This window comes from Proteus genomosp. 4 str. ATCC 51469, from assembly GCF_003144375.1.
Classification (GTDB): Bacteria; Pseudomonadota; Gammaproteobacteria; order Enterobacterales; family Enterobacteriaceae; genus Proteus.
This window is the reverse complement of record NZ_PENV01000005.1, coordinates 1-26,789: the sequence shown is the minus strand read 5'-3', so window position 1 is coordinate 26,789 and position 26,789 is coordinate 1. Positions and strand designations below refer to the sequence as shown.

The following is a 26,789-nucleotide window of genomic DNA, read 5'->3' as shown; positions in this document are numbered from 1 at the left end:
ACAACAGATCGTTTTTACTGCATCGCTTAAAAATAATTAAATAAATTGGGGTGTCCACCATGTCTGTCGTCGCGATTGTACTTATTTTTCTTTTTGCTGTGATTGTGAGTGTGTTTATCTCACGATTATTGTCAGAAAAAATTCCTCTGCCATTAATTCAAATAGCTGTAGGGGCTTGTTTGTCGATTTTTGGTTTTGAGGTGGCTTTTGATCCACATCTTTTTTTGTTCCTCTTTATTCCACCGCTTCTATTTTTAGATGGGTGGCGTATCCCTAAAGAGGCACTATTTCAAGAAATTAAACCTATTATGTCATTGGCGATCGGTTTAGTGGTTGTCACCGTAATTGGCATGGGCTTTTTTATTCACTGGCTTATTCCTTCTATTTCGCTTGCGATTGCATTTGCTTTAGCAGCAATTTTGTCTCCAACCGATCCTGTTTCAGTATCTGCAATGACTGTAAATTCGCCACTTCCTTCTCGTATGACGCATATTTTAGAAGGGGAATCGTTACTTAATGACGCAACAGGTTTAGTTTGTTTTAGCTTTGCGGTTGCGGCTGCATTAACGGGATCTTTTTCTATTGCTTCAGCAACAGGACAATTTTTAGTTGTGGCTTTAGGTGGGGCGGCAATTGGTTTAATTGTGGCAGGTATTATAGGGCGGTTTAATCAGTTTTTGGTGAGACGCACTGGTGAAGATCCTGCAATCCAAATTTTGATTAGTTTATTAATGCCATTTTTTGCCTATTTATTAGCAGAGCATTTCCATGTATCGGGGATCTTAGCTGCAGTGGTTGCAGGCATTGCAATGCACTATGAAAAAATTGTTGGCCGTATGCAAGCGGCCACACGTATGCAAAGTAAAGCGGTTTGGGATACGGTTCAAGTTGCACTTAACGGCATGATCTTTATTTTATTAGGTGAACAACTTCCTGCAATGTGGAAAATTTTACCTGAAGTGACGCAATCCGCTGGGGCTACTAACCCTTGGGCTGTTTTAGGTTACATTATCGTGATCACTGTAGGACTTGCTGTACTGCGTTTTACATGGGTTTGGGTATCAATGTCACTTACCGTTTTTCGTTCACCTAATAAACGTTTATCTCGTCATGATCTGCGTTTAATGGCGATTATGGCAACTGCTGGTGTGAGAGGTGCAATTACATTAGCTGGTATTTTAACACTTCCTTTATTAATGACTGACGGCTCGCCATTCCCAACGCGTGATCTCGCTATCTTTATTGCTATGGGAGTCATTCTTTGCTCATTATTAATCGCAACAATCGCATTGCCGATTTTAACTAAAGGGCTCTCAGAAGACTTACCATATGAGGATGATGAAATTCGTACACGTTTAGCCTTAAATGAAGCCGCAATTGCACATATCAATGAATTAATGAATCAACCTTGCGAAGACTTAGATGAAATGTCGCTACGCATAGAAGCAGGCTCTCATTTATTAGAGATCTACAGCCGCCGCCTTGATAGTGAAGATAGTGTGCAAGAAGGTGCGCTTGATCTTAAGCGCTTGTTTAGTATGGAGCGTAAATTATCTCGTAGTGCATTAAAGGTTGAACGTGATGCATTGCAACAACTGCGTAAATCTCGTCATATTAGTGAACATATTTATCATCGTTTACGTCATGAGTTAGATTTAAAAGAAGAAGCGCTGAATCATCATTTGAGTTAATTTAGGCCAATATTATCGTCAGATGATGATTGATTGTCTGACGATTTTTAAAAAATGAACAAATAGTGTGTTCATTCTCGCACTGTGTAGGCTGAAAATAGGACAGATCATTTTAAAAGCATAAAAGCGGTGTAGAATAGGGGCATTGTTGCTTTGTCTATCTCAAAGCCGAATTTATACGTTAAAATAAGTTTAAAGCGAAAATAATATCTTAAGGCTATTGGCTAATGTGAGATAGTAATAATGATTTATTTTTGCGCATAAGAGGGATGACAAGGTATATTGTTGTCTTGACTAAACGGACACTCAAATAAATGAGGGGATCATGCGAATTAAATTGTTATTGGGAGCTGCTGCAGCGTTGTTATTAGCAGGCTGTTCTGCAACAAACACATTAAGCACTGCTGGCTCACAGGTACAAATCACTGATACGCAACCAGGCAGTGAATGCCAATTATTAGGAACAGTGACAGGTGTTCAAAATAACTGGTTATCAGGTTCCCGTACTGAAAGCCAATCACTGCGAGGTGCTGCTAACGACTTACGTAATAAAGCAGCCGCAATGGGTGGTAACGTTATTTTTAACGTTGGTACTGGCGCAGGTAGCTTTGTTGATAGCTTTGCACCATTAGATAGCAAAATGAGTGGGCAAGTTTATAAGTGTCAGTAATTGAATACGTGGTTACTTTTTAAGTACCAAGACCTGACCTCAATACTTTTTTCTTTGGGGTCAGGTTTGTTCTTTATTATTAAGGGCAAATTCTATTGAGTATTCAGATCTGCTTAATAGCTTCTTTTATCTCGATATCACCATCTAATATTGGAATACATTTTTTAAAGGTATTCTTCTTATCTAAAATTTCAGCAAGCGTTAACGCTACATTATCAATAGATATTTCGCCATCAGCGGGTATTTCTTCTTTTTTTGTGCAGATCTTATGTGTTCCTGAGTGTTCAGTTAAATAACCAGCTTGAATTATTGTGTAATCGAGGTTGGTCTGATTGATCAGATAAAGATCTGCAAAATATTTAGCAGTAAAATAATCAACTAATGTGGCCCATTTATCAGGTAATAAAGAATTTACTGCACTAAGCATGATATATCTTTTTATACCTTTCTCCATGGCAATTTGCATGGTTTTTACAGCACCATGTAGATCAACCTGTAATAGATCTTCCCCTCTAGAGCCTGTTGTAAAATAGATGGCATCTAAATGTTCAGGGAATTTATGAGAAATGGAAGACAAAGGTTTTGTGATATCTAGTTCAATTTCACGATAATGTGAATCTTTGATTTTAGATGAGTGTGAGATTTTTCTGGTAGTTCCGATGACATGGTGCCCATTAGCTAATAGTGTTCCAATTAATTTATGCCCAACTCGCCCTTTTGCACCGATTACCATTATGTTCATATTTTCTCCTCAATACTATTTAAGTGTTCACTGATTTAAAAGACAAAAAAGCACCCAAGAAGGTGCTTTTTCATAATGAAAGAAAGTGAACATAACTTAATTAGATAAATGATTTTTATGAAAATCACCACCAAACCTATCTTTATAGTGTAGTCACTTTTGTGTGATTATGTTGGGTTAATTATATAATCTAAACGTAAATAGTATCGGTTAGCATCAGGGATCACTCTTGACGTAACCCTAAATCAAGTAACGTCTTACTTGGTTCACCACCAATTTCACGCGTGAGTTTAGGCACCATATAACCTGATACTAAGCTCATAAGCCCTTTCATAATTTCTCTAGCTTCACTGTCTGGCACCATAAAGTGAGCCGCACCTTGTACTTTATCTAGAACATGCAAGTAATAAGGCATAACACCTGCATCAAATAAGGCACGACTTAAATCGGCAAGGACTTCAGCACTGTCGTTAACCCCACGCAATAACACACCTTGATTTAATAAAGTGACATTGGCCTTTTTTAGCTTTAAACAGGCTTCTCTCAATGCGTCATCAATTTCATTAGCGTGATTGGTATGCAGTACCATAATATTTTGCAAACGTGATTGTTGTAAACGCTGACATAGTGCATCAGTGACGCGAGCAGGAATAACCACAGGTAAGCGAGAGTGGATACGTAAACGTTTAAGATGGGGGATCGCTTCTAGTTGTGTTATTAACCAATCAAGCTCATCATCTTTCGCCATAAGAGGATCGCCCCCAGAGAAGATGATTTCATCGAGTTTTGGGTTATTTTTGATATACTCTATTGCCTTTTGCCAATTAGCCTTGTTTCCTTTGTTGTCTTCATAGGGAAAATGACGACGAAAACAGTAGCGACAATTGACAGCGCAACCACCTTTGACCAGAAGCAATGCACGATTCTGATATTTATGTAATAAACCTGGCACCGCATTTTGTTGCTCATCTAACGGATCAGTAGAAAATCCCGGTGTTATGGTAAATTCAGCATTTGCAGTTAATACTTGTAAAAGTAATGGATCGTTAGGATCGCCTTTTTTCATGCGTGCAACGAATTCACGGGGAACCCGTAGCGGAAAAAGCCGTCGCGCCTGAGCCCCTTTTTGGAGATCAGCGTGATGTTCCAATGCTAAAAGTTGGAGTAATTCAACAGGATCACTGATTGCCTGCGCGAGTTGTGTTAACCAGACTTCTCTGGTGGGGTGATTATGAGTTACAATGTGTGCCATTTTTTGGCTATGCCATTTTAAATTAAAAAAGTTAGAGGATATTCATGGCTTCTTATAATACCAACGATTTTCGTTCAGGTCTTAAAATCATGTTAGATGGCGAGCCAGCCGTCATTACTGAATGTGAATTTGTTAAACCAGGTAAAGGTCAGGCATTTGCTCGTGTACGTCTGCGTAAACTGATCTCTAACAAATTACTGGAAAAAACATTTAAATCTACTGATTCAGCAGAAGGTGCTGATGTCATGGATATCAACTTAACTTACCTGTACAACGACGGTGAGTTCTGGCATTTTATGAACAACGAAACTTTCGAACAATTAGCTGCAGACGAAAAAGCTGTTGGTGATAATGCTAAATGGTTGATCGACCAAGCTGAGTGTATCGTAACACTGTGGGATAATCGTCCTATCGCTGTTATTCCACCAAACTTTGTTGAATTAGAAATCGTTGATACTGATCCAGGTCTGAAAGGTGACACCGCAGGTACAGGTGGTAAACCAGCAACATTAAGCACTGGCGCTGTTGTTAAAGTTCCACTGTTTGTACAAATTGGTGAAGTTATCAAAGTTGATACTCGTTCAGGCGAATATGTATCACGTGTAAAATAATCGCGTAGATTATTTTACTGAGTACAACGTTAAGTACAATAATTAATTACCGCAGATAATGTTAACTATCTGCGGTATTTTTTTGTTTTAATTTATAATAATTGAATAAACTATACTATTTTCTTTCTAAAAAATTGATTAATTTGTATTACTGCATTATTTAATTTTTTATGTTATTATTTTGTTCCTAATTTATTTATCCCTTCATTATATTTTAAATGCCAAAAATGAATGCTCTATTCAATATTGGAATTGGTAAAAAATAACCATTTTCTTAGAATGAATGTGTAGGTTGTTTTGGTAAAGATAATCCACAGCAATATTTATTTTAAGTTTTTTGACTTTCCTTTAAGAGATATTGAAGAGTATAGATAAAAACATTAATCCTGTAATATTATTGATCTTTATTTTATATTTTAGTTGTACTAGGGAAACCCTTTCAATATAGACATTTACTTTGATATATCTCTTTTATTTTTTTATTAATTCAATTTATGACATAAAAAATTAACTTATTTTATAGGTTAAATAATTTCTTATGGAATGAATTTCCATTTCTTTATTTCTTCTTATTTTTTGTAAATCTCCCATACTTAAACACAAATAATAGAATTTTAATCTATACTTTATTTAGGTTGAATATAAATAATAGTCTTTAAATTTATTTTAAATTTGAATATTATCAATTAGTTATATTTACCAGTAGTGCTTGAGTTATTTTAGGAGGCTATATGGAAAATAGAACGATTATTATGGGCGCTGATCCTTCAGGATTTGAACTTAAAAATACGATTAAAACGTATTTGTTAGAAAAAAATTACACAATAAAAGATCTCACAGAATCAGGCCCTATTGGCTATTGTGATGTAGGTGATAAAGTAGGTTCAATTATTTCTGAACATCCTGAATATATTGGCTTTGTTTTCTGTGGTACAGGAATGGGGGTGAGCATTAGTGCGAATAAACATAAAAATGTTTATTGTGGTGTATGTGAAAGTATCACGACAGCCCGTTTTTGTAAGATCATTAATAACTGTAATATGATGGCAATGGGTGGCTTATTAATAACACCGTTTAAAGCTAAAATGATGGTTGATGCTTATTTGTCAGCGACTTTTACAGAAGGTTTTTCTGAAGCAACACCAGAAGATTTACAATCTGGCTTAAATTCAATGAGACAAATAGAAAAGAAAATTTATAAAATTTAAGTCATTATTATTATTCACTTTTATAAGCCTGAATTATCAGGCTTATTTTTTGCTTAAGTGATATATTTTGCTTATTAAATAGATAAAGATCTAGTATCTATACTAGATAATAAATAAAGCATTTTTATGGCTTAACAATAAATTAAAAGTAGGTGAACAATGGAACATCAACACTCTGATGCAGTAAATGCCCCATTACGTATTACCTCTAAAACCCGTGATGTTGGAGGGATTGAAACTTATCGTGCTTTACCTGATAAAAAACAACGATTAGTTGGGCCTTGGTGTTTTCTCGACCATTTAGGCCCCACTGTTTTTAATGACACCGTCGATAAATTAGCTATTTCTCCACATCCCCATATTGGCTTGCAAACTTTTACTTGGATGTTAGAAGGGGAGATTTTGCATCGCGATAGCCTCGGTTTTCAGCAAGTTATTCGACCTCAACAAGTGAATTTAATGACAGCAGGTCACGGTATTAGCCATTCAGAAGATAGTCATGGTGATAAAAAAGAAGTTCATCTGGCACAATTATGGATAGTGCTACCAAAAGATAAAAGAAATATGCCACCGCGCTTTGATCACTATCCTGATCTCCCTAAATGGCAAGCCGATGGCGCTGATTTCACGTTACTAATCGGTGATTATCAAAACTACAATTCCCCCGTATTATGTTTATTACCCATGGTTGGCATAGATATTATGGCAAAACATGCTACTCGGATTCCTTTATCATTAAATCCTAAATATGAATATGGGCTTTTTGTCTTAACTGGAGAAATGACAATAGAAGGGGAAACCTTTGCTGCGAATGAACTTGCTTATATTGGAATACAAAACACTGAATCACTAACGATTGAACTAGGTGATAATGCTCAAATTCTTTTCTTAGGTGGCGAACCTTTAAATGAAAAAATTTTGATGTGGTGGAATTTTATTGGTCGTAGCAAAGAAGAAATTCAACAAGCAATCACCGATTGGAATACAGGCAGTGAGCGTTTTGGTAAAGTGGTTAATGATGAAAGAACACCACTGGTGTCGCCTTTAATGCCTTAATCTTATGTTATAAAAGAAAATATTAATATTACGTATTTGAACTTAGCTGAGTTATCTAAAGATAATTCAGCTATTTTTTTCTTTGTGCTCTGCCATTTTTGATACCTAATCATAGTGATGACAAAATTGTTGTTTAGAACTCACCACTTACTGTCAACGTCATAATTGTCGACACGTCATTTTTTGTTTCCTTTCTGTTTTTTAATTTATTGATTTTAAATGAAAATAAAATAAATCATCTCTTGGCACGAAATATGCTTCATCTAAAGAAAAATTGACGACAGTAATGCTGTTAAACGTTTTTCTCGGAGGATGTGGCGAATGAATCGCTTTGTAATTGCAGAGCCACAACGATGCATAGGGTGTAATACCTGTATGGCAGCTTGTTCGGAAGTTCACCAAGCTGTGGGATTACAGGCGCATCCGCGTCTTACAGTGGTAAAAGTGGAGGATCAGACAGCCCCGATGCTTTGTCGGCACTGTGAGGATGCTCCTTGTGCTCGCGTGTGCCCAGTCAATGCCATTACTCATGAAGATAATATGATCTTTCTTAATGAGAGCCTGTGTATTGGCTGTAAGTTATGTGGTCTGGTTTGTCCCTTTGGGGCAATTACACCATCAGGTAGCAAACCCGTTAACTTACCGGCTGTCTTTGAACATTTTGTTCCAGAAGAGATGTTGGCCGATGTGCCAGCAAGTCTTCCAACAACCAACCCATTCCTTGCTTGGAATGTGGGGGTCCGTGCAATTGCAGTGAAATGCGATTTGTGTGCTTTCTCTGATGAAGGCCCTGCTTGTGTCAAGGTGTGTCCGACAGATGCATTGCATTTAGTTGAAGAAGACAAACTTGAAGAGCAGATGAAAACGCGTCGCTTAGATTCTGTGATGGAACCTATTACGAGTCTTGACGATTTATCTACTTTGACACAGGAGCGGAAGTAATATGGAACCTCTTCAGTTACTGCTGTGGTCAGTCATCCTGTATGTTGTTGGTGGCGTTATTGCACTGTTTTTAAAGAGACAGGAAGGGTTGGCAATCCTTATTTCAGGGATCAGCGCAATCATCGGCGGTGTATTAGGTGTTTTAAGTGCATTACCGGTTATTTTTGGTGGTGAAATCGCCACATTTACCGCGGCAGGCCCATTTGAATTTGCTGCCTTCGTGGTACGCATGGATATGTTAGGCGCCTTTATGGTGTTCGTCATTTCATTATTGGTCAGTGTGTGCGCGCTTTATTCTCTTGCTTATGTGCAAGAATATAAAGGACGTGGCGCTTGGAGCATGGGATTCTTTATGAATCTGTTTATTGCTTCTATGGTTGGCTTAGTAGTGATGGATAATGCGTTCTACTTTATTATCCTATTCGAAATGATGTCACTAGCTTCTTGGTTCTTAGTTATTGCTGACCAAGATGACGAATCTATTCATGCAGGTTTACTTTATTTCTTTATCGCTCACGCAGGCTCCGTGTTAATCATGATTGCCTTCTTCTTGATGTGGCGTGAAAGTGGTAGCCTTGATTTTGATTCATTCCGTCAACTCTCTCTTTCTCCTGCAATGGCCTCTGTGGTGTTCTTACTGGGTTTCTTTGGTTTTGGTGCCAAAGCCGGTATGTTGCCATTACACAGTTGGTTACCAAAAGCCCACCCCGCAGCACCTTCACACGCATCGGCATTAATGTCAGGTGTCATGGTTAAAATTGGTATCTTTGGGATAATCAAAGTCGGTATCGATTTATTAGGTGCCACAGAAATGTGGTGGGGCATTGTTGTTCTTGGGTTTGGTGCTGTTTCTTCTGTATTAGGTGTTATGTACGCCTTAGCAGAGCATGATTTAAAACGCTTACTCGCATGGCACACCGTTGAAAATATCGGCATCATTTTAATGGGTGTGGGTGTTGGCATGGTAGGAATGGCAACCGATCATCCTGTTATAGCAGCACTTGGCCTGTTAGGCGCTTTATATCACTTATTAAACCATGCGGTGTTCAAAGGATTATTATTCCTTGGTGCCGGTGCCATTATTAACCAAATTCACACTCGTGATATGGATAAAATGGGGGGCTTAGCAAAACTAATGCCTTATACCGCAACAGCCTTCCTAATTGGTTGTATGGCGATTTCAGCGTTACCACCATTAAATGGTTTTGTGAGTGAATGGTATACCTATCAATCCCTTTTCTCGATGAGTTACGAAGGTAACTTTGTAATGCGCTTAAGTGGTCCAATTGCCATTATTATGTTGGCAATTACAGGGGCATTAGCGGCCATGTGTTTCGTTAAAGTCTATGGTGTTAGCTTCTGTGGTGGCCCGCGTAGCGAGCAAGCAACAAAAGCGAAAGAAGTGCCTTTACCAATGACGATTGCAATGGGTTTATTAGCACTATTCTGTGTTGTATTAGGTGTGGGGGCTGCTTTTGTTGCGCCAATTATTGCAAACATTGCAATGTCACTTAGTGAAACCAGTGCATTAACCGTGACTCAAGGCACAATGCTTGTTCCTGATACCGCATCACAAGCAATGTTCTCTCCAGCATTAACATTTGTTTTATTAATTGCCTTACCGCTTATCCCATTCCTGATTTATCTCGGCCTAAAAGGCAATCAACCTGCGTTTCGTCGTAAAGGTAACCCTTGGGCGTGTGGTTATGTATGGGAAAAAGACATGGCAGTATCAGCAGGTGGCTTTACTCAAGCATTACGTAGCATGTTTGCACCGCTTTATCGTATGCGTAAACAACTTGATCCATCTCCATTGCTGTCTCGTGGTTTTAATAAAACACAGCTCGGTGCTGAAAAGGTCGAACCATTCTGGGATGAACGCATTATTTATCCTCTGGTTCGTGGTATCCAACGCTTTGCAAAACGTATCCAATGCCTACAAGGCGGGGATTTCAGACTCTATTGTCTCTACGTTGTCGCAGCGCTGGTCATCTTGCTTTTAGTCATCGCAGCGTAAGGAGAGGGACTTATGACTTTCCAAGAAGCACCTACGTTAATGATGGGAATATTCGCATTAATTCAAGCACTCTTTTTGCTGGCGATAACCCCATTATGTACAGGTATTTCGCGCACAATTCGCGCCAAGATGCATTCGCGTCGAGGCCCCGGAATTTTGCAAGATTATCGAGATATCTTTAAGTTATTTAAACGCCAATCAGTAGCGCCTGAGCAATCTGGTGTGATCTTCCAAGTGATGCCGTATGTGTTACTCGGAAGTATGTTAGTGGTTGCTATGGCACTGCCCGTCTTTACTGCAACGTCACTGTTTGCGGGTGCGGCTGATCTTATCGCACTGATTTATTTGTTTGCACTTTATCGTTTCTTCTTCTCTTTATCTGGTCTGGATTCAGGAAGCCCATTTGCGGGTATTGGTGCTAGCCGTGAATTAACATTGGGTGTGTTAGTTGAGCCAATTTTAGTGTTATCGCTGATTGTGGTGGCTTTAATTGTAGGTTCAACCAACGTTGGCACCATCAGTGCAACACTGGCTCAAGGTTGGGTATCACCCACTGCCACACTGTTAGCCTTATTAGCTTGTGCTTTTGCGGCATTTATCGAAATGGGAAAAATGCCATTTGACGTTGCTGAAGCTGAGCAGGAGTTACAAGAAGGACCATTAACTGAGTATTCAGGCTCTGGTTTTGCCATGGTGAAACTAGGTCTTGGCTTAAAACAAGTCGTGGTGGCTGAACTGTTCTTAGCCATATTTATTCCTTTCGGTAAAGCAACAGAATTCACCTTTATTGCACTGATCATAGCGTTAGTTTTAATGGCAGTGAAATTGTTAGTGGTGTTTGTATTAGCGTCATTGGTTGAAAACAGTTTAGCGCGTGGTCGCTTCCTGCTGACTCACCATGTGACATGGTTAGGATTCGGTGTTGCGGCACTGGCTCTTGTTTTCTATTTAACCGGTCTATAAGGAGCGATGATTACAATGGAAAATATAGCTCTTGCGACCTTACTCATCCCATTTGCGGGGGCGTTGATTACGTCCTTAATGCCAAATCGGATGGCGAAGTGGTTATGTACACTGTTCGCTTTATTAGCCACATTAGGAACGGTTGTTTTAGGTTGGCAGTTCCTCGCTGAAGGTAAAGTCGATACCACAATTACGCTAGTACAATATGGTGATGTCGCGCTCTTTGGTTTTACCATTGACCGTGTCAGTACTTTGATTGCTTTCGCTGTTGTGTTCTTAGGATTGTTAGTGAGTTTTTACTCTACTGGCTATCTGACTAACGGCAACCGTGAGCATCCACATGATGGTACTCGTCGCTATTATGCCTTCTTGCTGATTTTTATTGGAGCAATGGCTGGTTTAGTCCTTTCATCGACTATTTTGGGGCAACTCCTATTTTTCGAAATCACAGGGGGATGTTCTTGGGGATTAATCGGTTACTACCAATCTGAAAAATCACTCCGTTCAGCAATGAAAGCGTTGTTGATCACTCACGTTGCTTCAATCGGTCTTTATCTCGCAGCAGCAACTTTATTTGTGAGTACGGGTACATTTGAATTAACCGCCATTGCAACCTTAGATGAACCAACCAAACTGATTGTGTTTGGCGGTATCCTCTTTGCTGCTTGGGGTAAATCAGCTCAACTACCACTACAAGCTTGGTTACCTGATGCGATGGAAGCACCAACTCCTGTGAGTGCTTACTTACACGCAGCATCAATGGTGAAAGTCGGTGTTTATATCTTTGCTCGTGCGATTATGTCAGCAGATGGAGATGTCCCTCATCTTATTGGTTGGGTGGGTATTACCATGGCGGTTATCACGTTGATTTATGGCTTTATGATGTATCTGCCACAAAAAGATATGAAACGCCTGTTAGCATGGTCAACTATCACTCAGCTCTCTTATATCTTCCTTGCATTATCTATTTCTATCTTTGGACCGCGCGAAGCGTTTGAAGGCGGTATCGCTTATATCTTTAACCATGCCTTCGCTAAAAGTTTGTTCTTCTTAGTTGCTGGTGCATTGAGCTATAGCTGCGGTACTCGTATGTTGCCTCGCTTAAAAGGGTTAATTAATAAATATCCATTATTGGGTGTGGGGTTCTGTGTCGCCGCATTGGCAATTGCAGGTGTTCCACCACTTAATGGCTTCTTTAGTAAATTCCCAATTTTTGCTGCAGGTTTTGAACTGTCGAGTATTTTCTGGGTGATGACACCAATTATGGTGCTAGTGCTGATTGAGTCTGTGGCTAGCTTCACTTGGTTTATCTACTGGTTTGGTCGTGTTGTACCGGGCAAACCAAGTAAAGAAGTTGAGGAAGGACAACCCGTTCCTATGGCGATGCAAATTGTCATTGGAATACTGATTATTATGTCCTTTGCATCCAGTGTTATCGCAGTCACTTGGCTAGGATAAGGGAGATAAATCATGACTGGAGCACTTATCGTAAACAATTTGGCGGGGTTAATGATGATAACTTCGCTATTGGTAATTGGCGCGAAAAAGCCGATTGCTTCTTGTTGGTTCTATGCATTGCAATCTTTCGTCTTGGTGATGATTTTTGTCACCTTGGCTAATACGTTAGATGCACACCAACTGACACTTTGGGCGATTACCGCCTTCTTTACTAAAGTTCTGCTTGTTCCACTTATTTTAGGATTTGCATTCCGTAAGTTATCCGATCCTAGTGCGAATATCAGTGTTATTAGCCCCGCACTATTGATGTTGCTGGCGGCTGTTATCGTCATTTTAAGCTGGTTTGTGGTTGAACCAATTCAAATACCAATGGTTGTTGATTTGAAACCTGCACTAGCAGTTTCTTTGGGGCACTTTATGTTGGGGCTACTTTGCATCGTGACTCAACGCAATATCCTAAAACAAGCTTTTGGTTACTGCTTAATGGAAAACGGCTCTCACTTAACACTGGCATTATTGGCTTGGAGAGCACCAGAACTGGTCGAAATCGGTATCGCCACTGACGCCATCTTTGCTGTGATTGTGATGGCAGTGCTGGCTCGTAAGATTTACCGCACGCTCAACACACTGAACGTGGATCAACTGACCGCGCTGAAGGGGTGAGGAGATGAACCAAACAACCATGTTAACAATTTTAATGTTTGCGCCGTTGGTATTTTCAATATTGGCGTTTCTGAGTCCGTTATTAAAAGCGGGTGCTCGTCCTATTGTGACAGGCATTCATGCAATTGGTATCACCGTCTTGTTAGTCGCCGCATTAGGAACAGTGGCAGATGTCATGTCTCATGGCGAAATATTGGCGGCGGCTAATTGGGTTCACGTTGATAGCTTAGGCGCATTATTCCTAGCTATCTTAGGCATTATTGGCTTTTTAACGGGGCTTTATTCTATTGGCTATATGAGCCACGAAGTGGATGAGGGTGAAATCTCAGTACGTACTTTGTGTAATTACTATGGCTTCTTCCACCTGTTTTTATTCACCATGTTATTAGCGATCACCAGTAATAACCTGATCTTAATGTGGGCAGCCATTGAAGCAACAACCCTAAGCTCTGCATTCTTAGTGGGAATTTATGGTCAACGTTCTTCTTTGGAAGCGGCGTGGAAGTACATCATCATCTGTAGTGTCGGTGTCGCGTTTGGTCTTTTTGGTACTATTTTGGTTTATGCCAATGCTGCAAGCTTTATGCCTGATCCAGATCAGGCCATTTTCTGGACTGAAGTGTTGAAATATACAGACCAGTTAGACCCAACTCTGATGCATTTAGCTTTTGTCTTTATTTTAATCGGTTTTGGTACCAAAACGGGGTTATTCCCAATGCATGCTTGGTTACCAGATGCGCACAGTGAAGCACCAAGCCCAGTCAGTGCTTTGTTATCGGCAGTGTTACTGAACTGTGCTCTATTAATCATTATTCGTTACTACATCATTATTGATGCTGCTATTGGCACTGAGTTTACACGTAACTTACTGTTAATCTTTGGTTTCCTCTCTGTTGCTATCGCAGCTTTCTTTATTCTTATTCAGCGCGATATGAAACGTCTTTTAGCGTATTCCAGTGTGGAAAACATGGGATTAATTGCCGTCGCGTTAGGAATTGGCGGACCAATCGGTATTTTGGCGGCTTTATTCCACACCTTAAACCATAGTTTAGCGAAAGCACTGTTGTTCTGTGGCTCTGGTAACGTGCTATTGAAATACGGTACACGTGATTTAAATGTCGTAAAAGGCATGTTTAAAGTGATGCCATTAAGTGCAGCTCTTTTTGCTGGTGGTGCGTTAGCGTTAGGGGGGATGCCTCCTTTCAACGTCTTTATCAGTGAATTTATGATTGTTGTGGCAGGTTTAGCTTCTCAGCACATAGGTTTAACTATTCTACTATTATTGTTATTAACCATAGTATTAGGTGGATTAGTTCGTATGGTGGCGAAAACCGTCTTTGGTCCAAAACCTGATGTTGTTGCTAAAGGTGAACTGGGGATCTTAACCACATTACCAATGGTCATTTTGATTGCCCTTATGTTGTTAATGGGAACTCACATTCCTAAGCCTGTCAGCGAGCTGTTAGAAAATGCCGCTAATATCGTGATGAATATTGATAAAAATGAATCACCAAATTATGCATGGCCAACAACTTTAATCAGCAATCAATCCACATCAGTTCAGGAGATGTAACGTGAGCTACCAAAATTATGTCAGTAGAAAAGAGGGAAAAGAACTAGGTGGAGATTATGTTGCCAAAGTTCGTGAAAAATTCCCATCAGCTGTTCTTGATGAAGAGCGACAAACCGCTGATCAATTGACGATAACAGTAAAAACAGAATCACTTCCTGAAGTGGTGGAATACTTGTATTACGGCTTAGGCGGTTGGTTGCCGGTTTTATTTGGTAATGACGAACGTAGTTTAAACGGGGATTATGCCGTGTACTACGCATTATCAATGGAAGAGGGTGAAAAATGTTGGGTTGTAGTTAAAGCCCATGTTAGTCCAATTACGCTAGAATTTCCGTCTGTAACCCCGCGGGTGCCAGCTGCTGTCTGGGGTGAACGTGAAATCCGTGATATGTATGGCCTTATTCCCGTTGGTTTACCTGATGAGCGTCGTTTAGTGCTTCCAGATGACTGGCCTGAAGAGATGTATCCATTGCGTAAAGATGCGATGGATTATCGTCAACGTCCGGCACCAACGACAGAAGTTGAGACTTACCCTTTTGTGAATGAAGGTAAGCAAGATGCGCGTGTTGTACCAATCGGCCCTATGCACATTACTTCTGATGAGCCTGGACATTTCCGTTTATTTGTCGACGGTGAAAATATTGTCGATGCAGATTACCGCATGTTCTATGTTCACCGTGGTATGGAAAAGCTGGCTGAAACCCGAATGGGTTATAACGAAGTGACATTCTTATCAGATCGCGTGTGTGGTATCTGTGGTTTCACTCACAGTGTGGCCTATGTGACTTCTGTTGAAAATGCATTAGGTATTGAAGTGCCTCGTCGTGCGCATACCATTCGTTCAATCTTATTAGAAGTTGAACGCCTTCATAGCCATTTATTAAATATTGGTTTAGCGAGCCACTTTACAGGTTTTGATACTGGCTTTATGCAATTTTTCCGCATTCGTGAAAAATCAATGCAGATTGCAGAAATGCTCACCGGCGCACGTAAAACGTATGGCTTAAACTTAATTGGTGGTATTCGTCGCGATATCTTAAAAGATCAGCGCCTTAAAACTATTCAATTAATAAGAGAAATGCGTCGTGAAGTTACTGAGCTTGTCGATGTTCTTCTCACTGCACCTAATATGGAACAGCGTACGGTTGGTGTGGGAATTTTAGACAAAAAAGTTGCCCGTGATTTTAGCCCTGTAGGCCCGATGATCAGAGCGAGTGGCTTTAAACGTGATGTGCGTTTTGACCATCCATTTGCCGATTATGGCAATCTCCCTCTCACTCTTTTTAGTTATGAAGGTGGCGATGTATTCTCTCGTGTGATGGTGCGTATTAAAGAAGTCTTGGATTCAATGGCAATGATTGAATATGCCTTAGATAACTTACCAGAAGGGCCTTTATTAACGGAAGGCTTTACTTATCAACCTTATAAATTTGCACTGGGCTTTACAGAAGCACCACGCGGTGAAGATGTTCACTGGAGTATGTTGGGTGATAACCAAAAACTCTTCCGCTGGCGTTGTCGTGCGGCTACTTATGCTAACTGGCCTGTATTACGTTATATGTTGCAAGGAAATACCGTATCCGATGCGCCATTGATTATCGGTAGCCTTGACCCTTGCTATTCCTGTACTGACAGGGTAACGCTCGTCGATGTGAAAAAACGTAAATCTAAAACAGTTTCTTATAAAGAAATTGAACGTTATAGCATCGAACGTAAAAATTCGCCGCTCAAGTGAGGGAATGAACGATGTTAAAATTGTTTAAAACCATAATCAAAACAGGCGAAGCAACAACAAAATATCCATTTAAACCACTGGATTTACCGGATGGTTTTAGAGGAAAGCCTGAATATGATCCACAGCAGTGTATTGTTTGTGGTGCTTGTACTGCGGCTTGCCCTGCCAATGCATTAACGATGGAAACCAATTTAGAAACTGGTGAGCGTCACTGGCAACTGTTTATTGGTCGTTGTATTTACTGTGGTCGCTGTGAAGAAGTTTGCCCAACAAGAGCGATTGTTTTATCGGATATGTTTGAAACGGCAGTAACGAAAAAATCAGACCTTTATATTAAAGGAACATTTAAGTTATTGAATTGCCGTGAGTGTCATCAGCCATTTACCCCTAAAAAATCTGTTGAATATGCGATGGCATTATTAGTGCAATCGGGTTGGGATGAAAATACCGTGGAAGCAATGCGGCCACAATTTGAAACCTGCCCTGAATGTAAGCGTAAACATAACTTATTATCTGATGGCCGTGAAAATATTAGTATGGGCGAGATCGGGAGTACAATAAAATGAGTCTACCAGAAATTCCCATTAATCATCATGTTAGCCAACCTATCACTCTTGATGAACAGGTACAAAAGCTAAAGCAAACATTGTTGAAAGATATTCAGCGTTCAGCTTATGTTTATCGTGTTGACTGTGGTGGTTGTAATGGTTGTGAGATTGAAATTTTCTCCGCAATTACACCGGTTTTTGATGCTGAACGTTTTGGTATCAAAGTGGTAGCCTCACCTCGTCACGCTGATATTTTATTATTCACTGGCGCAGTAACGCGTCAGATGCGTGTTCCTGCATTACGTGCTTATGAATCAGCGCCTGATCCAAAAATTTGTATCTCTTATGGTGCTTGTGGCTGTGGTGGCGGTATTTTCCACGATCTATATTGCGTATGGGGTGGTAGCGAATCTATCGTGCCTATTGATGTATGGATACCTGGTTGTCCTCCGACGCCAGCAGCAACTATTTATGGTTTTGCTGTTGCTTTAGGTTTGCTTGATCAAAAATTAAAAGGCGAATCACACATAGAAGTTGAGAATGAAAAAGCCTCACTTATTTTGCCTTCTATTCCTCTTGATGCTCGGGTAATGATTGAGCGTGAAGCGCGTCGTCTGGCAGGTTATTACCAAGGAAGACAAATCAGTGATCATTTCTTGACGTTACTTGAAGGTGCCACAATTCAAGAAGTGAGTGGCCGTGTTGATGAATGGTTACGACAAGCTAACGATCCTCGTTTATCAGAGATTGTGAAACGCTTGGTTTACTCTTTAAGCCAAGGAGGCATATATGCCTGATGACGCTAAAGTCTACTTTTGGTCATTAAGACAAAAGTTTGTAGATAGTGATGATGATATTCCTGAACAAGCGCAACAGGTGATGTATTACTCGCTCGCAATTGGCCACCATGTGGGAATGATTGACTGTTTAAAAACAGAGTTAGTCTGCCCTTTAGAAAAATATAAAGAGTGGATCGATTTATTACCTGAAGGTGAAGCGAAGCGCAAAATGCACGGATTACTGACATTTGGTGAAATCAATATTAACTCTGAGCATACTCACTTATTAGCGTTAGCATTTGATCCTATCACAAAAAGTGACGATCCTATTTTTAGTGAGTGGAGTCAAACGCTGATTAAATTACTAGGTGAGATCCACGCAGAACCTGCGATTTATTTGATAGTGAAGAGAAAATCATGAGTGAAGCAATGACAGCACCTAAAGTGGTATTAACGGTTGGCAACAGCATGATGGGCGATGATGGTGCAGGCCCTCTGCTTGCTGAATTAATGGAAGCAAACCCAATTGATGGATGGATTGTTATCAATGGGGGAAGTGCACCTGAGAATGTTTCTTACCAAGTAAGAGAGCTACAACCGCAATGTGTTGTCATTGTTGATGCTGCTGACATTGGTTTAAATCCGGGTGAGATTAGGGTGATAGATCCTGATTATATAGCGGAAATGTTTATTATGAGCACCCATAATATGCCACTGAATTTTCTTATTGATCAATTAAAAGATGATATTCCTGATATCACTTTTCTAGGGGTCCAACCTGATTTAGTCGGTTTTTACTACCCAATGACTGAAGCAGTAAAAAATGCCGTTGATGAGGTTTATCAAGGTATCAAGTCTTGGCGAGTTGATTACTTTCCAGAGCTTGAAGTTTGTGATGAAGAAGATATCGAAGAATAAAAATAGAACGAGTATCCAAAGATTATAGATAAAAACTAAAACATCCGCTTTGCGGATGTTTTTCATTAATGACACTTATATTACTCATTAATAAATAGCATAACGATTGATAACATGTTTTTTTTGTATAAACCTTAATTTTTCCTTTAGTAATTTCTTTTAAAAAACAATCCTGCTTAACCTTTTCTTCATCGGATATTTCAAAAGTTAACTATACTAATTCTTTATTAATAATGATTTTTACTTCGAATTAGCAGAAAAGTAACTTTTTCACTTAAGCATAACAAGAGAATAGCAAGAATAGCTCCATATTCAGCTAGGTACCTCTGCTATCCTTAAGCGGTATTTTCAGAGCAAAAGTTACCTATTACAAAGAATGAAAGGTTGATTATGTCTTCTTTTGTACCTCAATTAAGTATTGTGGTTGCCGTTTATAATGGTGAAAAATTTTTATCGCAATTTTTTAATTATTTACAAGCGCAAAAACTACAGAATTGGGAGCTTATTCTTGTTGATGATGGTTCTAAAGATAATTCCTTAAAATTACTTTATGAATGGAAAGATAAATTCCCTGATGTCACTATTTTGACGCAAGAAAACCAAGGCGTTTCTGTTGCTCGTAATACTGGTTTTCATGTTGCCCGTGGAAAATACGTTGCTTTCCCGGATATTGACGATGTTATTGATGCCAGAATGTATCCTCGGTTACTTGAAATTGCCCTTGCAGATGATTTAGATATTGCGACTTGCAATGGTAATTATGTTTATGCCGATGGACGCCCTTCACGTCCTATCTTTCCATCTAACCGATTACATTCAACGGATGTTTTAACAGGGCCACAGTGGTTAGAAATAGCATTAAACTCTAAAAAATTCTTACATGTAACTTGGTTAAATATTTATCGACGTGAGTTTTTACTTGCTCATGGTTATTATTTTGAGCCAGGCTTACATCATCAAGATATTCCATGGACAACGGAGGTATTATTAACTGCCGAACGTGTTAAATATATTGATGAGCGTTATTACGACTATCTTATTCACTCTGAATCAGTTTCTCATGCAACGCCTAATGATACTATTCATGTTCGAACTATTCATAATTACATGAAAATATTAGAGATGCTTGATGCTATTAATCAAAAGCATAAGGATGTCGCTAAAAATATTAATGCATGTTATTGGCAAATCGCAAAAGAAGGTTTGGGAATTATTCACTCAATCGGTTCTATTCAATCTATTGAGGTTAAAAAACAAATAGTTAAAGAGTTTTTTGATAGAGGGATTTGGACACTTATCTGGCAGAATGCGAAAGATTTCAGATTACGTTGGCGTTTAGGTAGGCGTTATTTTAAATTAAAGAAAATATTAAACTCATAATCATAAAAAGGCACAATAATGTGCCTTTTTTATTTTTAATGCATATTAAATAAAATGAAATAATTTAATTTCGTTAAAAAGTCACTTTATTTCGTTTTACGCTCACTGATAAATTCAATGATAAATATATAACTTATTTATTATAAAAATACTGTGCACTTGCTAGAAGTTTGCCATAATGAGTAATACTGCTTAATAAAAGTTTATGTAAAATCAATAAACTGTCGAATATTATTCGAGTAGTTGGATGAAAAATTTTATTATGGTGCCACTGATTTATTCTTTATCTGCAATAATTGTAGAGCATCGTAATTATCATTGTTATTTATCTTATTTCAGCCTCTTCTCTAATGGGATCAGAGACTGGTGATAAGTCGTATCTAAAAAATCGGAGAATGTTTTATGTCTATTCGGTTTGGTTGGCGGCAATCATTAGTAACTTTAACTTGCTTAGCCGCACTAAGCGTTCCTTTTGCAACATCTGCTCAAACGTTAAAACTGGCGATTGGTGAAGAGCCAACAGAAGGTTTTGACCCAATGTTGGGGTGGAGCCATGGTAGCTATTTACTTCTTCATAGCCCATTGTTAAAGCAAAATGCGGATCTCTCTTGGTATAGCAATATGTTAAGTGACTACCAGCCAAGTGAAGATGGTAAAACATGGAAATTAACATTAAAACCTGATTTAAAATTCTCGGATGGCTTGCCACTAACGGCAAAAGATATTGTGTTTACCTATAACAATGCGGCTGCAAGTGGCGGTAAAGTAGATATGGGAAATTTTCTTTCTGCAAAAGCAGATGACGATTTACATGTCACTATTACCTTAAAAGCACCACAGAGTACGTTTGTTAATGTATTAGGCTCGTTAGGTATTGTTTCTGCTGATAAGTATGATGAAAAAACCTATGCACAAAAACCAATTGGTGCAGGTCCTTATCGCATGGTCAGTTTCCAACCGGGTCAGCAATTAATTGTTGAAGCTAACCCTTATTATGCGGGGCAGAAAAACGATTTTGAAAAGCTCATTTTTGTTTTTCTTGATGAAGATGCGGCCTTTGCTGCGGCTCAAAGCGGGCAATTAGGCATCGTTCGTATTCCACCAGCAACAGCGGCTATTGCTAAAAATTTACCTAATACAAAATTATGGGAAAGGCCGAGTGTTGAAAATCGCGGTATTGTTTTTCCAATGGTAAAATCAGGTGAGAAGAACGCACAAGGCTATGATATTGGTAATGATATCACGGCTGATATCGCTATCCGTAAAGCCATAAATTATGCTCTTGATCGTAAATTGCTGTCAGAACAAGTCCTTGATGGTTATGCAGTTCCCGCTTATACCGGTGTAAAAGGACTACCTTGGGATCAAACTGAGGCTGCATTTAAAGATGGTGATGTTGAAAAGGCAAAACAAATTCTTGAAGATGCAGGTTGGAAACTCAACAAAAATGGTATTCGTGAAAAAGACGGTTTAGAAGCTAAATTAACCTTGTGGTATACCAGTGGTGATGCGACACGTCGTGATTTAGCAGAATCAGTTCGTGCGTTAGTACAGCCTCTTGGTATTCAAATGGATCTTAAATCAGGAAGTTGGGATACGGTAGAGCGTTATATGCACTCAAATCCAACTTTATTTGGTTGGGGAAGTCTTGATCCTATGGAGTTATATCATCACTACAGCGAAAATGCGGCAGGTGTTGGTTATTATAATCCAGGTTATTACAAAAACGCTGAAGTTGAAAAACACCTACAAGCTGCACTTGATGCTCATACATGGCAAGAAGCTGTTCCTCATTGGAAAGCTGTTGAGTGGGATGGTAAAAATGGCGTTGGTGTTAAAGGTGACGCAGCTTGGGCTTGGCTGATGAATGTGCAACATACTTATCTAACTAACCCTTGTGTTGATTTGGGTACAGGAACACCTGAAATTCATGGTTCATGGTCATTATTAAATAGCGTAGATACTTGGAAGTGGACTTGTCAGTAATACGTCAAAGTGCAGGTTTTTTCCTGCGATTACTCTGCCTGCTGTTGGTGACAACAGCGGGTGTTTTTATTTTATTAAGTTTTTCACCGATTGATCCCATTAAGGCCTATATCGGCAGTGATCTCCTGAATGTTCCCCCTGAGCAATACCCTTTAATCGCAGCTCGTTGGGGAATTGATCAGCCTTTATGGATGCGATTTTGGCTCTGGTTTAGTCAAATTATCCAAGGGGATTTTGGCTATTCCATGCTGTATAACATGCCTGTTATTGATGTTATTCGTGAGCGTGCCGGACCTTCCTTTATTTTACTTTCTTCCGCGTGGGTGTTTTCAGGTGTTATTGGTGTTGTGATGGGATTAGTGGCTGGCCGATACCTTAATCGTTGGCCCGATAGAATTATTTCTACACTCTCTTATTTGTTAGCCTCTTTACCGACATTCTGGGTAGGATTACTGCTGTTATCACTGTTTTCTGTCACTTTGCACTGGGCACCAATTTGTTGCGCATGGCCGATGGGAAGTAGTGCTGAAACAGCAACATTAAGCCAACGTTTTTCTCATCTTATTTTACCTATGATTGCTCTTGGATTATTAGGCACAGGAAATATCGCACTGCATACTCGAGCGAAAGTTGCTGAAGTGATGGGAAGTGAGTTTATTCATTTTGCTAAGGCTCAAGGTGATAAAGGTTGGGCTATGATGCTATTTCATGTTCTACGTCATGCCATTACGCCTGCACTTTGCTTACAGTTTGCATCAATTGGTGAATTACTTGGTGGCTCACTTTTGGCTGAAAAAGTATTTGCTTATCCAGGCTTAGGGCAAGCAACAGTCGATGCAGGATTACGAGGTGATATTCCTCTCTTAATGGGGATTGTTGTTTTCAGCACTATTTTGATTTTCTTTGGTAATAGTATTTCTAACATATTATTAAGACGTATTAATAAAGGAATTTTACGAGACTCATGATTTACGATCCGAACAAGCCTTTGCTACGACTTTTGTTAGTCACCCTAGCGTTAATTGGGTTAGTTGCATATGGTTTTTCTGTTTCTCATACTGATATCGTAATGGACTTTTTGGCGAGAAATCAGGCGCCGTCAGATCAATATTGGTTCGGTACTGATAATTTAGGGCGTTCTTTGTGGCTGCGTTGTTTTCAAGGAATGTTAAGCAGTTTAAATATTGGTGTGACAAGTGCGATTGTTAGTGGTGCTATCGCTCTGATTTTCGCAGGTATTTCTTCAATTAATCGTTATTGTGATTTCTTTGTTAGAGGTGTTGTTGATGCGCTTTTAGCATTACCTCATTTATTACTATTGATTTTGATTTGTTTTACCTTAGGTGGTGGGCAACAAGGAGTGATTTGGGCTGTGGCATTAACTCATTGGCCTAAGCTTGCGTTGATTTTACGTGGTGAAATTCAACGTATTCGAGAGGCGGATTACGTCATGCTATCACGTCGTATTGGCAATTCACCTTTTGAATGTGTAAAAAAACACTATATTCCCATGTTATTACCGCAGTGGATTGTAGGAACGCTATTGATGTTTCCTCATGCAGTATTACATAGCGCAGCGTTAAGTTTTTTAGGTTTTGGACAAGCGGCTCATGAACCTTCTTTAGGTTTATTACTATCTGATGCATTACGTTATTTAAGTACAGGCTCTTGGTGGATGGTGGTGTTTCCGGGATTGATTTTGATGTGCTTGGTCTTGATTTTCGATCAATTTGCTAAGGCAATGCAACAACTGTGGTTAAGAGGGGCAGGATGTTAAGTTTTGAACAGCTTTCCATTGATATTGCACAATTTCGTTGGTTGGGAAAACGAAATTGGCAACCGTTGCTAAAATCAATCTCTTTGGATATTAAACCAGGAAAAATGTTGGCATTAGTGGGAGGAAGTGGCGAAGGTAAAAGTTTATTACTTCAAAGCGCATTAGGACTTTTGCCTGCGAATATGCGAGTTCGTGGCTCAATTAAACTTAATGGCCATACATTAAGTGAGCGAGAACTGATTGCTTATCGAGGAAATACTTTTTGCTATATTCCTCAGGGAGTGACTGCACTTAATCCTTTAATTTGTATCGGTGAACAGTTAAGTCGCTCTGCGCATTTGAGTGGTGCTGAAGTTACATCAGATGATATCGTGCAGCAATTAGGGCTTTATCATCTCTCTGGCTCATTGATAAAAACCTATCCAGCAAAATTATCTGGTGGGATGGCAAAACGTGTATTGGCCTGTAATGCAACACTCTCTAATGCACAATATATTTTAGCTGATGAAATCACCTCGTGGCTGGATGATGAACATGCCTGTTTGTTATTAGGGCATTTAAGAGAGTTATGTAATCAAGGTAAATCAGTACTTTGGGTTACACATGATTTGGCCTTAGCCGCAAGGTTTGCGGATACGATAGCGGTGCTTAATCAGGGGGAAGTTAACGAAGTTATTCCTGCTAATGTGCTTAATCGTCATGAAGGTAGTGAGTGGTTGAAGACTCTCTGGAACGCATTACCTGAACAACAATTTATAAATACAAAAGAAGCATCACTTAATCCATTATAATATTGAGTTCTTAAGTTTTATTTTTATACATTTCATTTGTTATTTTTGGAGTTATCTTTATGCCACTTTTAGAGTTAAAACAATTATCTGTGGAGCAAGCAGGTAAGGTGTTATGGCAAGATCTCTCCTTTTCGTTAGATGCGGGAGAGCGACTCGGTATTTCAGCGCCAAGCGGTACAGGAAAAACGACATTAGGTCGTGTTCTAGCGCGGTGGCAAGCACCAACTCAAGGTTCAATTCTTGTTAATGGCAAACCATTATCTAACAAGGGTTATTGCCCTATTCAATTAGTTCCTCAGCATCCTGATAAATGTTTTAATCCGTTTAGAACAACAGGAGATAGTGTTCGTGATGCTTGGTCGCCAGATAAAGATTGGTTTGAAAAATTAAGAATAAAATCAGAATGGTTAACACGTAGGCCTAATGAACTATCTGGCGGAGAATTGGCACGTATTGCGTTATTACGTGCGTTAGATCCTCGTACTCAAATATTGATTGCAGATGAAGTCACGGCACAATTAGATGCTAAAATTCAAGCTGATATTTGGCAAGTATTGATCGATGAAAGTCAGAAGCGTCCTTTAAGTTTAATTATTTTTAGCCACAATAAAGCACTGCTTGAAAAAGTATCGACGAAGGTGTGGTGGGTTAATGAAGAAAAAAATAATTTTACTATTTTAAATTTGAATTCTTCAATCAGCTAATAAAAAAAGAGCTTCCTATATTTTTATAGGAAGCCAAATAATACAGCTAAAATTAACCTCAAACAAAACAATAAGGAATTAGAAGCGATAAGTGTAGTCAATACCAAATTGCATATCGTGATTACGATATGTAGTCATTTCCCAATTTGCTTTAGTACCAATAGATGAGTGTTTATCCACTTGATACGTTAATCCAATATGAACAAATGGACGTTGTTTTAACTGTTTTTTATTTTCTAAATAATCAATTTTTTGTTGACCTAAATAGTCAATATGGCTACGGAAGTCGCCTTGATAATGTGATAAGTTCCACAGTAATCCTGCTTTTGTATTAAGTATGAAAGAGGAACCTAATAAATGATCCATACCCAATCCTATTTTGGCTAATAATGAATGCGTTTTGAGGGCATCATAGTGTGCTGCAAATTGGGCATTTTGAGTTTCACTATAAGCTGAACGTGAGATTTGATTAAAAGTAAGTCCTACAAATGGTGTAAGCATAAATTCATTTGATATGGTATATGGATAAGAGCCTTGTAAATCTATGTGATAACCAGATATTTTAGTGTTGCCTTTACCTGATTCAGTATCTGCTAATGCTTGTCTTTCAATAGAAACTTTACGATTTAAATAAGCGCCTTTTAATGAAAGATGTAATGCATTGCTATTTAACTCAGCATTGAGTGATGGTATTAAATCTAGGCTAAAACCAATTAAAGGTAATGCATAACCTTGATATTGATAGCCTTTAGGTAATGAAGAAGAGATATCTGTATCAATGGCAAGCCCTACAACTAATGGAATATGATTAATATCAAAACGATAAGCACCACTTAATCCAGTTTGTATTGCATTGACTTTATTTACATTTTGATAGTGTGAAAAGCTACTAACACAGGCTTTTTCAGTACCAACGGAACAGATTGTAGAAGCTAAATAACGCAGTTGTCCTTGTTGCATATCCATAAGTTTATAGCCGTTTTCAGCAATTAATTGCATTGATTTATAGGTATTTTCAATATCAATAGGTTTGCTGATCACAACGGATGGTTTGGTATCTGCTTTCTCTTTGGTTGTACCTGTCTGCTCTTTGGGAGTGTCTGGTTGCTCTTTGGTTGTATCTGCTTGCTCTTTGGTTATACCTGTCTGCTCTTTGGTTGTGTCTGGTTGCTCTTTGGTTGTGTCTGGTTGCTCTTTGGTTGTCTCTGTTTGCTCTTTGGTTGTGTCTGTCTGCTTTTTGGGAGTATCTGCTTTCTCTTTGGTTGTACCTGTCTGCTCTTTGGGAGTATCTGCTTTCTCTTTGGTTGTACCTGTCTGCTCTTTGG

At 39.1% G+C, this 26,789-nt stretch carries 25 protein-coding genes; 22 read left to right on the top strand and 3 right to left on the bottom strand.

The genetic code is table 11. From position 1 onward, the window contains the following. Positions 1-59: 59 nt before the first annotated feature. The gene (locus DK866_RS07135; protein ID WP_109408341.1) at positions 60-1,691 is read left to right on the top strand and encodes a Na+/H+ antiporter; all 1,632 of its coding nucleotides are present in this window, start codon (positions 60-62) and stop codon (positions 1,689-1,691) included. Between the two features lie 325 nt (positions 1,692-2,016). Beyond that, the gene (locus DK866_RS07130) at positions 2,017-2,361 is read left to right on the top strand and encodes a DUF4156 domain-containing protein (protein WP_023582946.1); all 345 of its coding nucleotides are present in this window, start codon (positions 2,017-2,019) and stop codon (positions 2,359-2,361) included. A gap of 103 nt (positions 2,362-2,464) precedes the next feature. Here DK866_RS07130 and DK866_RS07125 read toward each other — a convergent pair whose 3' ends face one another. Both DK866_RS07125 and epmB read right to left on the bottom strand, forming a co-directional pair. After that, positions 2,465-3,103, bottom strand: coding sequence for an NAD(P)H-binding protein (locus DK866_RS07125; protein ID WP_109408340.1), 639 nt, complete (start codon positions 3,101-3,103; stop codon positions 2,465-2,467). Between the two features lie 223 nt (positions 3,104-3,326). Then, positions 3,327-4,355, bottom strand: coding sequence for an EF-P beta-lysylation protein EpmB (gene epmB, locus DK866_RS07120; protein WP_109408339.1), 1,029 nt, complete (start codon positions 4,353-4,355; stop codon positions 3,327-3,329). Positions 4,356-4,399: 44 nt separating this feature from the next. Here epmB and efp point away from each other — a divergent pair, with 44 nt between their 5' ends. The 20 genes from efp (at position 4,400) to DK866_RS07020 (ending at position 25,464) form a co-directional block, all read left to right on the top strand. Next, positions 4,400-4,966 carry an elongation factor P gene (gene efp, locus DK866_RS07115; protein ID WP_006536168.1) on the top strand — a complete coding sequence of 189 codons (567 nt, stop codon included), beginning with the start codon at positions 4,400-4,402 and terminating at the stop codon, positions 4,964-4,966. A 731-nt stretch (positions 4,967-5,697) separates the two neighbouring features. Beyond that, positions 5,698-6,174: an RpiB/LacA/LacB family sugar-phosphate isomerase gene (locus tag DK866_RS07110; RefSeq protein ID WP_109408338.1), complete on the top strand. Its 477-nt coding sequence runs from the start codon at positions 5,698-5,700 to the stop codon at positions 6,172-6,174. Between the two features lie 159 nt (positions 6,175-6,333). Beyond that, positions 6,334-7,230 carry a pirin family protein gene (locus tag DK866_RS07105; protein ID WP_109408337.1) on the top strand — a complete coding sequence of 299 codons (897 nt, stop codon included), beginning with the start codon at positions 6,334-6,336 and terminating at the stop codon, positions 7,228-7,230. Positions 7,231-7,551: 321 nt separating this feature from the next. Further along, a complete protein-coding gene (locus DK866_RS07100; protein WP_109408336.1) occupies positions 7,552-8,172 on the top strand; it encodes a 4Fe-4S dicluster domain-containing protein in 621 nt (206 codons plus the stop codon). A gap of 1 nt (position 8,173) precedes the next feature. Then, the gene (gene hyfB, locus DK866_RS07095) at positions 8,174-10,189 is read left to right on the top strand and encodes a hydrogenase 4 subunit B (protein WP_109408335.1); all 2,016 of its coding nucleotides are present in this window, start codon (positions 8,174-8,176) and stop codon (positions 10,187-10,189) included. Positions 10,190-10,201: 12 nt separating this feature from the next. Continuing rightward, on the top strand, positions 10,202-11,152 hold the full coding sequence (locus tag DK866_RS07090) for a respiratory chain complex I subunit 1 family protein (protein WP_036934336.1): 951 nt from the start codon (positions 10,202-10,204) through the stop codon (positions 11,150-11,152). Positions 11,153-11,158: 6 nt separating this feature from the next. Further along, positions 11,159-12,610 (top strand): hydrogenase 4 subunit D, encoded by a 1,452-nt coding sequence (locus tag DK866_RS07085; protein WP_109408334.1) that lies wholly within the window; start codon positions 11,159-11,161, stop codon positions 12,608-12,610. Between the two features lie 12 nt (positions 12,611-12,622). Then, positions 12,623-13,273, top strand: coding sequence for a hydrogenase 4 membrane subunit (gene hyfE / locus DK866_RS07080; protein WP_036934333.1), 651 nt, complete (start codon positions 12,623-12,625; stop codon positions 13,271-13,273). Positions 13,274-13,277: 4 nt separating this feature from the next. Further along, positions 13,278-14,846 carry a hydrogenase 4 subunit F gene (locus DK866_RS07075; protein WP_109408333.1) on the top strand — a complete coding sequence of 523 codons (1,569 nt, stop codon included), beginning with the start codon at positions 13,278-13,280 and terminating at the stop codon, positions 14,844-14,846. 1 nt (position 14,847) lies between these two features. Further along, a complete protein-coding gene (locus tag DK866_RS07070) occupies positions 14,848-16,581 on the top strand; it encodes an NADH-quinone oxidoreductase subunit C (RefSeq protein WP_109408332.1) in 1,734 nt (577 codons plus the stop codon). Between the two features lie 11 nt (positions 16,582-16,592). Further along, positions 16,593-17,147 carry a hydrogenase 4 subunit H gene (hyfH, locus tag DK866_RS07065; protein WP_036934329.1) on the top strand — a complete coding sequence of 185 codons (555 nt, stop codon included), beginning with the start codon at positions 16,593-16,595 and terminating at the stop codon, positions 17,145-17,147. Further along, positions 17,144-17,926 carry an NADH-quinone oxidoreductase subunit B family protein gene (locus tag DK866_RS07060; protein ID WP_109408331.1) on the top strand — a complete coding sequence of 261 codons (783 nt, stop codon included), beginning with the start codon at positions 17,144-17,146 and terminating at the stop codon, positions 17,924-17,926. Before hyfH ends, DK866_RS07060 begins: the two co-directional genes overlap by 4 nt. Then, on the top strand, positions 17,919-18,329 hold the full coding sequence (locus DK866_RS07055; RefSeq protein WP_109408330.1) for a formate hydrogenlyase maturation HycH family protein: 411 nt from the start codon (positions 17,919-17,921) through the stop codon (positions 18,327-18,329). Before DK866_RS07060 ends, DK866_RS07055 begins: the two co-directional genes overlap by 8 nt. Further along, entirely contained in the window at positions 18,326-18,826 is a 501-nt protein-coding gene (gene hycI / locus DK866_RS07050; RefSeq protein ID WP_109408329.1) for a hydrogenase maturation peptidase HycI, read from the top strand. The genes DK866_RS07055 and hycI overlap by 4 nt, the downstream gene beginning before the upstream one ends. Positions 18,827-19,216: 390 nt before the next feature. Next, positions 19,217-20,206 (top strand): glycosyltransferase, encoded by a 990-nt coding sequence (locus DK866_RS07045; protein WP_109408328.1) that lies wholly within the window; start codon positions 19,217-19,219, stop codon positions 20,204-20,206. Between the two features lie 402 nt (positions 20,207-20,608). Continuing rightward, entirely contained in the window at positions 20,609-22,192 is a 1,584-nt protein-coding gene (locus tag DK866_RS07040; RefSeq protein ID WP_109408327.1) for an ABC transporter substrate-binding protein, read from the top strand. Next, a complete protein-coding gene (locus DK866_RS07035) occupies positions 22,177-23,160 on the top strand; it encodes an ABC transporter permease (protein WP_109408326.1) in 984 nt (327 codons plus the stop codon). Before DK866_RS07040 ends, DK866_RS07035 begins: the two co-directional genes overlap by 16 nt. Then, positions 23,157-23,969 (top strand): ABC transporter permease, encoded by an 813-nt coding sequence (locus DK866_RS07030; protein WP_109408325.1) that lies wholly within the window; start codon positions 23,157-23,159, stop codon positions 23,967-23,969. The genes DK866_RS07035 and DK866_RS07030 overlap by 4 nt, the downstream gene beginning before the upstream one ends. Beyond that, positions 23,963-24,760, top strand: a complete 798-nt coding sequence (locus DK866_RS07025) for an ATP-binding cassette domain-containing protein (protein ID WP_109408324.1) — start codon at positions 23,963-23,965, stop codon at positions 24,758-24,760. The genes DK866_RS07030 and DK866_RS07025 overlap by 7 nt, the downstream gene beginning before the upstream one ends. A gap of 59 nt (positions 24,761-24,819) precedes the next feature. After that, positions 24,820-25,464, top strand: coding sequence for an ATP-binding cassette domain-containing protein (locus DK866_RS07020; RefSeq protein ID WP_109408323.1), 645 nt, complete (start codon positions 24,820-24,822; stop codon positions 25,462-25,464). 78 nt (positions 25,465-25,542) lie between these two features. On the opposite strand, the gene DK866_RS07015 is transcribed toward DK866_RS07020, so the two are convergent. Beyond that, a partial coding sequence (locus DK866_RS07015; RefSeq protein WP_244179667.1) for an autotransporter outer membrane beta-barrel domain-containing protein occupies positions 25,543-26,789 on the bottom strand: 1,247 nt, incomplete at its 5' end.

Bases quoted from the DNA above. Each gene is read 5' to 3' on its own strand.
- DK866_RS07105 (WP_109408337.1), top strand. From the start codon at position 6,334: ATGGAACATCAACACTCTGATGCAGTAAATGCCCCATTACGTATTACC.
- DK866_RS07110 (WP_109408338.1), top strand. From the start codon at position 5,698: ATGGAAAATAGAACGATTATTATGGGCGCTGATCCTTCAGGATTTGAA.
- DK866_RS07030 (WP_109408325.1), top strand. From the start codon at position 23,157: ATGATTTACGATCCGAACAAGCCTTTGCTACGACTTTTGTTAGTCACC.
- DK866_RS07045 (WP_109408328.1), top strand. From the start codon at position 19,217: ATGTCTTCTTTTGTACCTCAATTAAGTATTGTGGTTGCCGTTTATAAT.
- epmB (WP_109408339.1), bottom strand. From the start codon at position 4,355: ATGGCACACATTGTAACTCATAATCACCCCACCAGAGAAGTCTGGTTA.
- DK866_RS07020 (WP_109408323.1), top strand. From the start codon at position 24,820: ATGCCACTTTTAGAGTTAAAACAATTATCTGTGGAGCAAGCAGGTAAG.
- DK866_RS07075 (WP_109408333.1), top strand. From the start codon at position 13,278: ATGAACCAAACAACCATGTTAACAATTTTAATGTTTGCGCCGTTGGTA.
- DK866_RS07025 (WP_109408324.1), top strand. From the start codon at position 23,963: ATGTTAAGTTTTGAACAGCTTTCCATTGATATTGCACAATTTCGTTGG.
- hyfE (WP_036934333.1), top strand. From the start codon at position 12,623: ATGACTGGAGCACTTATCGTAAACAATTTGGCGGGGTTAATGATGATA.
- hyfH (WP_036934329.1), top strand. From the start codon at position 16,593: ATGTTAAAATTGTTTAAAACCATAATCAAAACAGGCGAAGCAACAACA.
- DK866_RS07085 (WP_109408334.1), top strand. From the start codon at position 11,159: ATGATTACAATGGAAAATATAGCTCTTGCGACCTTACTCATCCCATTT.
- DK866_RS07040 (WP_109408327.1), top strand. From the start codon at position 20,609: ATGTCTATTCGGTTTGGTTGGCGGCAATCATTAGTAACTTTAACTTGC.
- DK866_RS07135 (WP_109408341.1), top strand. From the start codon at position 60: ATGTCTGTCGTCGCGATTGTACTTATTTTTCTTTTTGCTGTGATTGTG.
- hyfB (WP_109408335.1), top strand. From the start codon at position 8,174: ATGGAACCTCTTCAGTTACTGCTGTGGTCAGTCATCCTGTATGTTGTT.
- DK866_RS07100 (WP_109408336.1), top strand. From the start codon at position 7,552: ATGAATCGCTTTGTAATTGCAGAGCCACAACGATGCATAGGGTGTAAT.
- DK866_RS07125 (WP_109408340.1), bottom strand. From the start codon at position 3,103: ATGAACATAATGGTAATCGGTGCAAAAGGGCGAGTTGGGCATAAATTA.
- hycI (WP_109408329.1), top strand. From the start codon at position 18,326: ATGAGTGAAGCAATGACAGCACCTAAAGTGGTATTAACGGTTGGCAAC.
- efp (WP_006536168.1), top strand. From the start codon at position 4,400: ATGGCTTCTTATAATACCAACGATTTTCGTTCAGGTCTTAAAATCATG.
- DK866_RS07130 (WP_023582946.1), top strand. From the start codon at position 2,017: ATGCGAATTAAATTGTTATTGGGAGCTGCTGCAGCGTTGTTATTAGCA.
- DK866_RS07090 (WP_036934336.1), top strand. From the start codon at position 10,202: ATGACTTTCCAAGAAGCACCTACGTTAATGATGGGAATATTCGCATTA.
- DK866_RS07055 (WP_109408330.1), top strand. From the start codon at position 17,919: ATGCCTGATGACGCTAAAGTCTACTTTTGGTCATTAAGACAAAAGTTT.
- DK866_RS07060 (WP_109408331.1), top strand. From the start codon at position 17,144: ATGAGTCTACCAGAAATTCCCATTAATCATCATGTTAGCCAACCTATC.